The following is a 10465-nucleotide window of genomic DNA, read 5'->3' on the forward strand; positions in this document are numbered from 1 at the left end:
CTCGCTCCACTTTACGATGCACTAAAGCGTCATCTTCTTAAGCAAGTGGTAGTTCAAGCGGATGAAACACCGCTTAATGTACTGAAAGAAGATAAACAGGCGTATATGTGGTTGTACTGCTCAGGGGCCGACTCACCAGAAGCAACCGTCGATGACATGAAAAACATTGTCTTATTCGACTATCAAAACAGTCGCGCCAGAGCCTGCCCGGCTGCTTTCTTGGGTGATTACAGTGGTTATCTGCAAAGTGATGGTTATGGTGCTTATGATGGACTGGATAAGGTAACTAATGTTGGTTGCCTCGCACACGCTCGTCGCAAGTTCATGGATGCTAAAAAACTCAAAGGTAAAGGCAAGACAGGTAAAGCTGATGTGGCACTGGCGAAAATCCAGAAGTTGTATGCACTTGAAGCAAGATTAAAAGGTAGCAGTGCTGAGCAACGCTTGGTCGAGCGCCAAACTCAAGCGAAACCGATATTAGATGAGCTTCATCAGTGGCTCACCTCACAGAAAGTTGTTGGGTCGAGTGCGCTCGGTAAGGCCATAAAATACAGCTTAGGACAGTGGCCGAAGCTCATTCGCTATATCGACGATGGGCATTTGTCTATCGATAATAATCGTGCAGAGCGTGCAATTAAGTCACTGGTTATTGGGAGAAAAAATTGGTTATTTTCAGATAACTCACGAGGTGCCAATGCAAGTGCAATGCTTTACAGCATCATCGAGACAGCCAAGGCGAATGACCTAATTCTTTATAACTACTTGGTTCATTGCTTGAAAGATCTAGCCAAACCTAACCCCGACATCGACTCATTACTTCCCTGGAACTTCTCATATTAAAAGCGCGCCACGTGGGATCGTGGTGCGCTTACCGTTGAAAGCTTTTTCCACTCACTGAAAGTTGAGGCGATCCAATACGAGCCGATCATGACTCGAGATACTATGCGCCAGACTGTTTTTGAGTATATTGAAGTTGATTATAATCGGACAAGAAGGCACAGTGCTCTTGGGTATTTAAGCCCAGCTAACTTTGAACTGAAAAATATCGCTTAGCAGAGTGTCTAATTTTGCTGGTACAGATCAAATAAATGGCACTTTGATCACTTAGAAGTCAATCAAATGTAACTATTCGACGGCTAACAGTAACGTGTCAGCCTAAAGGGGGCTCAGCTGACACGTCACCGATTTTCTCTTTTAGAAGAGCTTTTATATCGCTTCCCTACTTTTTATATTTAGCTCGGGCTACTCAGAATAACATGGGTAATCGATAAAGCCTTTTTCATCACCACCATATAAAGTTAGGCGAGCATCGGCATCAAACTCCGCAAGTGGCCAGTTGTTCCTAAAACGTTCAACTAGATCAGGGTTGGTAACATATGGAGTGCCGAAGGCTGCGAAGTCACAGTAACCTTTACTTATCAGTTCTTGAGCATCTTCAACAGTTAACTTACCCGCAATCATGATTGGGTTTGGATAAACTTCACGTGCTTGCTGACGAAATGACTCTGGGACTTCTTGGTAGCGAGAAATTCTCTCTGAAAAATGGACGTAGGCAAGATTCATTGATGCCATTTTCTTAAGCGCCTTGAGCGTCAACTCGACAATTTCCGAATCTTCATCTGCAAAGCCTTCGATTACGTGTGGAGAAATTCTCACTGCGACTTTATTACTTCCAATTTCATTAGATACCGCCTGAAGCGTTTCGACCATGAAGCGCATCCGGTTCTCCTGACTACCGCCATATTGATCCGAACGTTGATTGCTCTCTTGGCGTAAAAAGGTATCTAGTAAATAACCGTGTGCTGCGTGAACCTCTACACCGTCAAAACCTGCTTCAACAGCATTTTTTGCGGCCTGTACGAAATCAGCAATGGTGTTTTGGATATCGTCTAGCGTCATCTCACGAGGCGCTTCGGTTTCAACCATACCAAAACCACCCGCAGGAAGTGGGCCAAATACCTGATCAGGAACCTTGATAGCAGAAGCAGACACTGGTTGTGAACCAGAAATAGAGGAATGGCTTCTACGACCAACATGCCATAACTGAATAAAGATCTTGCTTCCTTTGTCATGTACCGCCTTGGTTACTTTTTTCCAGCCTTCAATATGCTCTTTGGTATAGATACCAGGAGTCATAGAATAACCACGACCAACGGCTGAAATAGGCGCTCCTTCTGTGACAATTAAACCCGCTGTCGCACGCTGTGCATAATAGGTTGCCATTAAGTCATTTGGGACATCTCCCGGCTGGCTAGTTCGAGAGCGTGTCATTGGTGCCATTGCAATACGGTTTTCAACAGCGAAATTATCAGATTTAAACGAGTCAAATAACATATTTATGTCTCCCGCTATTTTGTATAGGTTGGGTAGTCAGTAAGACCTTTATCAGCGCCGCCAAATAGCGTGTTTGGATCATGCTCTGCTAATGGGTAGCCATTTTTGATACGCTCAGGTAGATCTGGATTTGAGACAAATGGACGCCCAAAACCGATCATATCCGCCAGCCCATCATTTATCGCTTGTTCGGCTTTTTCCCCGTTGTAGCGGCCTGCATAGATAAGGACACCTTTATAAGCTTCACGAAGAGCCAGCTTAAATGACACAGGGGTATCTGGTGCATCATCCCAGTCGACTTCAGCAATATGCAGGTAAACGATATTGTGTTTATTTAGTAGCGCAGCAGCAGCAGTGTATGTCTTGATTGGATTAGCATCTACTGTACCGTTAAGTGTTGTTAGCGGAGCCAGACGAACACCAACTCGATCTGCACCAATCGCATCAGACATTGCAGCGACCACTTCATCAAGAAAACGCAGTCTGTTTTCAAGGCTACCACCATATTCATCTGTGCGATTATTCGCTTCAGAATCAATAAACTGATTAATCAGATAACCGTTAGCGGCATGAAGTTCAATTCCGTCGAAACCTGCTTCTATAGCATTAAGAGCTGCCTGTCGATAATCTGCGACAACTTGTTTTATCTCTTCAGTTGTCATTGCTCGAGGCTCAACTACATCGACAAAACCTGGTTCATCACTGCCATTATCGACAAATACTTTTACATTTTCTGCTTTTAGCGCTGATGAAGAAATGGGTTGGTCGCCACCGATATTATCTGGATGAGTCACTCTACCTACATGCCATAACTGGGCAAAAATCGCGCCTTCTTTGGCATGCACAGCGTCTGTCACTTTACGCCAACCAGCTATCTGCTCTGGTGTGTAAATACCTGGGGTCCACGCATAGCCTTTTGCAGTCGCTGAAATTTGCGTGCCTTCAGACACGATAAGCCCTGCACTGGCACGCTGAGCGTAATAGGTTGCCATCATTTCATTAGCTACATCACCTGACTTACTGGCTCTTGAACGAGTCATGGGTGGCATAACAATACGGTTTTTGAGTGTGAGTCCACCCAGTGTGAATGGTTGAAATAGTGATAGTGACATAGTTGAGCCCTCTTCATTTGATAGGGGCATACTAGCAAATGAATCACCAATCATTTATAGCAATAAAGGCAAATAATATTTGTTATATTTGCAACAATCACCTTATTTTGAGGTATCTACAGGGTTAACTTCGGCTTAATAAAATCAATAAAAGCGGAGATCCGCTTGGCCACAGAAGAAGTCTTATAATATACCGCGTTCACTTGCTCTCTTCTTGGGAGGCTGTTTTTTTCGCTCTCCAACAACGGAATTAAACGTCCTTCGGCAATATCTTTATTCACCATAAACCCTGATAGACATGCAATGCCATTTCCAGCCAAAACAATTTGTCGAATGGTTTCACCATTACTTGATGACATTAAAGCGTCCAACTGAGTAAAGCCTTTTAAAGGCCAGTCATTCAAAATTTTAGGGGTGACAAATCCAATGAGGTTATGCTGAGCGAGATCGCTGGTTTTATGAGGAAGCCCTCGTTTTGAGATATATTCTGGTGAAGCCACAATGTATAAGGGGCTTCGACCCAGCGACCTAGCATGTAACGTTGAATCACTTAACGTACCAATGCGGATTGCTAAATCGGTTTTCTTTTCTAGCAAATCCACAATTCCTTCATTGGAGGTTATTTCCAGCTCAATATCGGGATAGGCTTGATTAAATGACTGTACCAATGGCACCAATTGGTGAAATACAAACGGACTAGCCGCGTCCACACGCAAACGGCCTTTGGGCAATTCCCCACGGGAAATAATATCTTCTTCCGCCTGTTGTAATTGCATTAAGCCCACCCGCACTGATTCAATGAACTGACGTCCTTCATCGGTTAATTCAATACGCCTCGTGGTTCGATTTAAAATAGTGACCCCAAGTTGGCTCTCCACCTTACTTACAGCTCTTGATACTCGAGCGACTTGTATGTCTAAGCTCTCTGCAGCCGCTGAAAAACCACCTGTATCGACTACGGCAAGTAATATGCCTAAATCATCAGACCTTGTGCGCATGCTATTCCCCTCAATTTTATCCACTTGCCCAACAAATTTATTGCATTTATAACAAATATCATTTGTAAAAACCTCTATTTTTCGCAAAACAGCTTTGAAGCAAAATGCCCCCCATCAATTAACAACACGGCTGCATAGCGACAAATACATCATCTACTGCTTGTCATTTTCAAACAACAGAGAGTAAATATTATGCCTTTAGCACTTCTCGCATTGACGCTCAGCGCCTTTGCTATCGGAACAACGGAGTTCGTGATCGTGGGGCTACTCCCAACCATGGCCTCCGACTTAAATGTATCACTACCTTCAGCAGGATTGCTTGTTAGCCTTTATGCACTTGGTGTTGCCATTGGTGCCCCCGTTTTAACGGCTTTAACAGGAAAGTGGAATCGTAAACACGTATTGATTACCGTAATGTCACTGTTTGTTGTCGGTAACTTAATCGCATGGCAAGCACCTGGATATAACACCCTGATTATCGCGCGTATTTTGACAGGTTTAGCTCATGGTGTATTTTTCTCAATTGGCTCAACCATTGCTACAGGTCTGGTACCCAAAGAAAAAGCCGCAAGCGCCATTGCAATTATGTTCACTGGATTAACCGTTGCGTTAGTAACAGGCGTGCCGCTTGGGACTTACATTGGTCAAACCTTTGGCTGGCAATCAACCTTCTTAATTGTTGCACTATTAGGTTTAATCGCATTAATTGGTAGTGCTTTATTAGTTCCAAATAACTTAAAGCAGCCTGCTACCGCCAAGCTTTCATCGCAGCTTAAGGTATTAACTCAACCTAGATTATTACTGGTTTATGCGATTACCGCGCTGGGTTATGGCGGCACTTTTACAGCATTCACTTTCCTTGCTCCGATTTTGCAGCAAGAAACTGGGTTTAGTGCTAATGCAATTAGTTTAATTATGTTGGTTTATGGTGTCTCCGTTGCTATTGGTAATATTTGGGGCGGTAAAATGGCCGATAAAATGGGCCCAATAAAAGCACTTACCATTATTTTTACCGGCCTTGCTGCTGTTCTTATTGTGTTCAATTTTACAGCCGTAAACCCTATCGCAGCGGTAGCCACTATTTTAGTTTGGGGGGCATTTGCATTCGGTAATGTTCCTGGTTTACAAGTATATGTAGTGAAACTAGCTGAAAAGTATACTCCAGATGCAGTAGATGTTGCTTCCGGTTTGAACATCGCAGCATTTAACATTGGTATTGCACTTGGTTCATGGGGCGGCGGAGTGATTGTCTCTAAAGCTGGATTAATGCATACACCTTGGGTCGGTGCGGTAGTTGTACTGATAGCGCTTGCTCTGACCCGCTTTAGTGGTCGCCTTGATAAACGTGTAGAAAGCTAATGGTATAAGAAAGTGTATTGATGAAATAAACACGTTTTTTCTTCAGAGCTGACCAATGCAGTCGCATTGACCAGCTCTTCGCAACTTATATTGATTGGTATTAGACAACATTGAAAAATGACAAGAGGAACGCAATGAAAACCGTTTTTATTACTGGAGCAAATCGTGGCTTAGGGCTCGAGCTGACAAAGCAATATGCAGAGCGTCACTACAACGTCATAGCCTGTTGTCGCGATATTGATTCAGCCCATGAGTTGACCCTATTAGCACAAAGTTATTCAACCATTCGTCCCTATATTTTAGATGTCAGTCATGAAACGGATATTCTCGCTTTAACTGAGGAATTTAAAGATCAACCTATTGACTTACTTATTCATAATGCAGGGGTAAGTGGCGAAGGATGTGACAACTTAGGCAATATGGATCAGCAAGGATGGGGAGATGTGTTAAAGGTTAATACCATCGCCCCAATGTTAATTACACAGGCCTTGCTCAATAATATCCTAGCAGGCCAAGATAAAACTATTATCGGGATGACCTCAATACTGGCTAGTATTGATGATAACCGCTCTGGTGGCCGATATAGCTATCGAGCATCAAAAGCTGCACTTAATCAGATTATTAAATCATTGGCCTGTGAGTTATCGGGATCTGGTGTAAAAACCATGGCGATTCACCCGGGCTGGGTTCAAACCGATATGGGCGGAAAAGACGGCAAATTGACAGTTCAAGATAGTGTCAAGGGAATGCTAAATGTCATTGATAATTTAAAAGCCAAACACTCAGGTTCATTTTTTGTTTACGATGGCACTCAACTACCATGGTAAACCGTATCCGCTTCATAAACCCCACATTCTAACCCGTCCAAGCACGTTTAAGGTCTTACCTTAACCGACAAGAGGTAAGACCATGGCCAAACGACGCAACGAGAAAGAGCTAGCCAAACTCCGACATCAACTCATTACTTCTCTGGAACTTCCTCATATTAAAGCGCGCCACGTGGGATCGTGGTGAGCTTACTGAGGACGCGTTTCTTGCGCTAAACTCAAGGTAGAAGTAGAACGCTTAAAATAGTTATCGGCTCTGCATGCTCCCCTCCAGAAACAACACGTCGTCATAAATTGACATTAGCCACTCGAGAAATGGGACTGCCCACCCAATAACGGAGCACTTGTTCTTTCCCTAAAATCGACAGCAATGGTGAAACGTGAACGTCGCTTTTGCAGAAACACTGGTAATACGCCCTCACCCACCATTAATTCATGCTTCTTGGATGCTAACGTAGCCTCGTCATCGCTTTTCGCTGTTTGCCTGTGATTTCCATTGAAAATATGGAACAATATCTTGTTTTTTCAATTCTGGAGATAGCCAGTGAGCACTGATAACCAACCAACATTCTATTGGCTCGATTATGAGACGAATAATATAAACCACTGACTTAATTGAGTTAATAATTTCGTCTCACTATTGTTGGACGCAATTTGGACACATCGTAATGACTAAAACGACAAGCTAACCTACTTCAAATATTGAAAGCAGCAAAATAAACTCTCGACTAGTCTCTTTCACTAGAAATGTTGGCATGGTTGCTGATATTTTTTGGATAATCAGCCCCTAAATTTCTATTTTCAAAATCGCAACGGCTTTGTTAATGATATGGACGCTTCCCCCTTACCTATACTTGATGTAAGTGCAGAGACCGCGAGGAAAAGACCATGTTAGGTATTGATTTAGCTAAATCATCTTTTGCTCTTCATGGAGTTGATACCGATGGTAACGTTGTACTGAAGAAAAATGTTACCAGAAAAAAACTACCATCATTGATCGTTAATATGCCCCCTTGCCTGATTATGCGATGATCAAAGCTCTAAACAAACTGACTAGCCTAGGTATGCCGGAAACCAAGCGAGCAGGATAAGAACTAACCGAAAGTGGATTGCTACCGCCCATTTTTTAGTTACGCAACAAAGTCCTTAGGGAAAGTAAAAAACTGTCACAAATAGGGTCATTAATATGAAGATGGTTGCTTGCTTGTTCCTATTCCTTTATTTTTGTTATGAATTCAAATGCTAAATCTTCAAACTCTTTTATATCTTCATGTGCATGCTCTGGATATGTTACTACTGTGCACTCCGAACTAATGTCATTAAATACAGCTAACTGTATTTCTGGTGGGCATATATCATCTTTCATTGTCACTGCACCTAATAGCTTGTTCTTTAAATGCTTAGAAAATAACTGCACATCTATATATTCTAATTGCATGAATATATTGCCTTTTGTTTTGTGCGACGGATCCTTAAGCTTGAAGTACTTATTCATTTCGTAGTATGGCGAATTCGATAAATTCATATCTAAAGCGAGAGAGAAATTAGCGAGAAATGGGTGGATGGATACTATTTTATTTATACTTCCTGAAAGTACAGCTGAAATAATGGCAAGGGCTCCTCCTTGGGATGAACCATATGTCATCATTCTATTCTTATCAATTTCTGGCATTCTTTTAGCTATAGAAATTAATTGATAGCAATCTTGGTATACTTTCTTAAAATGTAAATTATTGGCTCCATGTTCAATTCCAGCCATGAGTTGCCCATGAACATTCGTTTGACTAGCATAATTACCGCCTCCAGATTTACCGAGCTGCCCACGAACATCCATTGCTAAAACGGAGAAACCGGCAGAAGCCCAATTCATGATCCTACTCCACGGAGGTGAAGATTCACCATACCCATGAAAAACGAAAATTACGGGACACGGTTCTAATTCACTCGCAGAGTTACGCAGATACTTTGCATAAATTAAGGCTTTATCCACGCCTTCAAAGTAGAGGTCAAGGCATTGATGCGTAGGGTGACTAAAGTTAGACTCGTATACCTTCCACCCCTTAGGTAAAGAATCAACTTGTTCCTTTGCTTGCTCCCAAAAAGTGAGAAAATCGGTCGGTTCACCAGATGTGTCACTATAAGTATTTACCATCTAAAACACTCGCCTGTAATCGAAATTGCTAAATATTAACAATGAAAGTAAACTGTTTTTACTTGAAAGTATCACCACTAAAATGCGTAAAATTGTCTCTAATTGACTTGCAATTTTGTTTGTGACCTGTATCACATGACGATCAAATCTAATTGCGAACTTTACTGTAGAGGAGTTGAGATGGATGCTCAGACAGAAGTATTTTTAAATGAAGAAAAGGTGTTCAGAAGAACGGTTTTCTCAGCTCCCCGTTTTGATAATCCATATCATTTCCATGAATTGATTGAAATAGTATATATTCAAGAAGGAACCGGAACATTGATTTCGGGGAAAGAAGTTATTAAGTACCAACCTAATGACTTGATTTTTATTTCTTCAAATCTCCCGCATAGGTTTTTAACTGACAATGAAACCAAATGGTCCCGTTCAGTGTTAATTCAATTTACCCCTGAAATTTTCAGTCCAGAGTTATTAAGCGTCGAATTTTTAAGTGCAATTTCTAATTTGCTTAAATATAAACATTACACATACATAAAAAATACACATTGTGAGGTTTTAATCAATCACTTGCAGAGTATAACATCAAGTTCAAATGGTGATATCATTGGAAGCCTTATTGCTGTATTAGATCGTATTGCAACTGATTTTGATAGCTATGTTCTTCGTGAAAAGAATCATTTTGAATTTAGTGTGTCTAGAATCACTCCTATTTTTGAATGGATTGGGACTAATTACATTGGAGAGATCACAACAGGTCAATTAGCAAAAAAAGTCAATATGGATGTGTCTTCTTTCTGTCGTCAATTTAAATCTACAACAGGGGTAACTGTTCGTGAGTATGTTAACCAATTGAGAGTTGCCGATGCATACTCACAGTTAATCACTACGAACAAGACAATATGTGAAATCTCTTTAAGTGTAGGTTACTCATCGTCATCAGTTTTTTGTCGTAATTTTAAAAAAATACTAGGTATATCCGCTTCCTCAATTCGTAAGCAGTGGTAAGCTTCCGTGTGCACTGTAAGCGCACCACGATCCCACGTGGCGCGCTTACGAATTTTTATCGAGGTGTGTCTTTTTCATATCTACGTTTTTTAAAGGTACTAAATATTTGAATTGCAATTACAGTTATCAATAACGTTCTTAGAGACAAGCATGAGTCAGATTCGTGGGCTTGTTACCTAAAAGCCCACATCGGTGTCCGTCAAGCTACTTTGAACGCGGCGCCCTTTTGTTCTTTCGGCGTTTTTTAGCGCCAGCTCCCCATGATTGCCAATGTTCCTTGCCAGTTGCTTGTGCGCTATACCCGCGGGTAAACTTAAGACCTAAGGCAGCACTAATCGCCCAAAGCTGGTAATCAGTTGAGCCGTCGTTTTTGGGAGACTTCATCATTCGAGTGAACGATTGTTTTGCAGCAACCAGTTTCTTGTTAGCGTGCTCCTCTGGACTATCGAACGCACCCAACACACTGCCTTGCCATGCATCTATCATTTGGTGCTTTTCAATTGCCTCGTAAAGCGGTTCTAAATTGATCTTATTTATGACTGCTTTATTAGGCGATGAATTTTTTTGGGTGTAATTTCTTAATGTTCGTAACGCGTCAGTGCGACTTCCACCGATACCATCAATATTCATTGTTCGATGAAAGTTATTGTTCGACTCTAGTTTACTAAGGCACGCGAC

9 protein-coding genes and 1 pseudogene are annotated in these 10465 nt (G+C 41.8%); 5 read left to right on the forward strand and 5 right to left on the reverse strand.

What is annotated here, in order from left to right; translation table 11 throughout:
* The coding region (tnpC, locus tag ACKLNH_RS20175) for an IS66 family transposase (protein ID WP_413114062.1) at positions 1 to 840 on the forward strand (840 nt) is incomplete at its 5' end.
* Positions 841 to 873: 33 nt separating this feature from the next.
* Positions 874 to 1053 (forward strand): annotated as a pseudogene (locus tag ACKLNH_RS20180) (IS3 family transposase); the annotation flags it as partial.
* A gap of 189 nt (positions 1054 to 1242) precedes the next feature.
* Here ACKLNH_RS20180 and ACKLNH_RS20185 read toward each other — a convergent pair.
* From ACKLNH_RS20185 to ACKLNH_RS20195, 3 genes are all read right to left on the reverse strand, one after another.
* On the reverse strand, positions 1243 to 2334 hold the full coding sequence (locus ACKLNH_RS20185; RefSeq protein ID WP_413114063.1) for an alkene reductase: 1092 nt from the start codon (positions 2332 to 2334) through the stop codon (positions 1243 to 1245).
* Between the two features lie 14 nt (positions 2335 to 2348).
* Complete coding sequence (locus tag ACKLNH_RS20190; RefSeq protein WP_413114064.1) at positions 2349 to 3446, reverse strand: alkene reductase; 1098 nt, start codon at positions 3444 to 3446, stop codon at positions 2349 to 2351.
* A 116-nt stretch (positions 3447 to 3562) separates the two neighbouring features.
* Positions 3563 to 4444: a LysR substrate-binding domain-containing protein gene (locus ACKLNH_RS20195; protein WP_413114065.1), complete on the reverse strand. Its 882-nt coding sequence runs from the start codon at positions 4442 to 4444 to the stop codon at positions 3563 to 3565.
* A gap of 192 nt (positions 4445 to 4636) precedes the next feature.
* On the opposite strand from ACKLNH_RS20195, the gene ACKLNH_RS20200 reads away from it, so the two are divergent.
* Together ACKLNH_RS20200 and ACKLNH_RS20205 are read left to right on the forward strand one after the other, a co-directional pair.
* Positions 4637 to 5803, forward strand: coding sequence for an MFS transporter (locus ACKLNH_RS20200; protein ID WP_413114066.1), 1167 nt, complete (start codon positions 4637 to 4639; stop codon positions 5801 to 5803).
* Between the two features lie 134 nt (positions 5804 to 5937).
* Positions 5938 to 6630 (forward strand): SDR family oxidoreductase, encoded by a 693-nt coding sequence (locus tag ACKLNH_RS20205; protein WP_413114067.1) that lies wholly within the window; start codon positions 5938 to 5940, stop codon positions 6628 to 6630.
* Between the two features lie 1210 nt (positions 6631 to 7840).
* Here ACKLNH_RS20205 and ACKLNH_RS20210 read toward each other — a convergent pair.
* Entirely contained in the window at positions 7841 to 8782 is a 942-nt protein-coding gene (locus ACKLNH_RS20210) for an acetylxylan esterase (RefSeq protein ID WP_413114068.1), read from the reverse strand.
* 180 nt (positions 8783 to 8962) lie between these two features.
* Here ACKLNH_RS20210 and ACKLNH_RS20215 point away from each other — a divergent pair, with 180 nt between their 5' ends.
* The gene (locus ACKLNH_RS20215) at positions 8963 to 9787 is read left to right on the forward strand and encodes an AraC family transcriptional regulator (RefSeq protein ID WP_413114069.1); all 825 of its coding nucleotides are present in this window, start codon (positions 8963 to 8965) and stop codon (positions 9785 to 9787) included.
* Positions 9788 to 9991: 204 nt separating this feature from the next.
* Here the strand turns inward: ACKLNH_RS20215 and ACKLNH_RS20220 are convergent.
* Positions 9992 to 10465 (reverse strand): hypothetical protein (locus ACKLNH_RS20220; RefSeq protein WP_413114070.1); only part of this gene is annotated, 474 nt, incomplete at its 5' end.

This window comes from Thaumasiovibrio clandestinus, from assembly GCF_047250365.1.
Taxonomy (GTDB): domain Bacteria; phylum Pseudomonadota; class Gammaproteobacteria; order Enterobacterales; family Vibrionaceae; genus Thaumasiovibrio.

Bases quoted from the DNA above. Each gene is read 5' to 3' on its own strand.
- ACKLNH_RS20185 (WP_413114063.1), bottom strand. From the start codon at position 2,334: ATGTTATTTGACTCGTTTAAATCTGATAATTTCGCTGTTGAAAACCGT.
- ACKLNH_RS20215 (WP_413114069.1), top strand. From the start codon at position 8,963: ATGGATGCTCAGACAGAAGTATTTTTAAATGAAGAAAAGGTGTTCAGA.
- ACKLNH_RS20205 (WP_413114067.1), top strand. From the start codon at position 5,938: ATGAAAACCGTTTTTATTACTGGAGCAAATCGTGGCTTAGGGCTCGAG.
- ACKLNH_RS20190 (WP_413114064.1), bottom strand. From the start codon at position 3,446: ATGTCACTATCACTATTTCAACCATTCACACTGGGTGGACTCACACTC.
- ACKLNH_RS20210 (WP_413114068.1), bottom strand. From the start codon at position 8,782: ATGGTAAATACTTATAGTGACACATCTGGTGAACCGACCGATTTTCTC.
- ACKLNH_RS20200 (WP_413114066.1), top strand. From the start codon at position 4,637: ATGCCTTTAGCACTTCTCGCATTGACGCTCAGCGCCTTTGCTATCGGA.
- ACKLNH_RS20195 (WP_413114065.1), bottom strand. From the start codon at position 4,444: ATGCGCACAAGGTCTGATGATTTAGGCATATTACTTGCCGTAGTCGAT.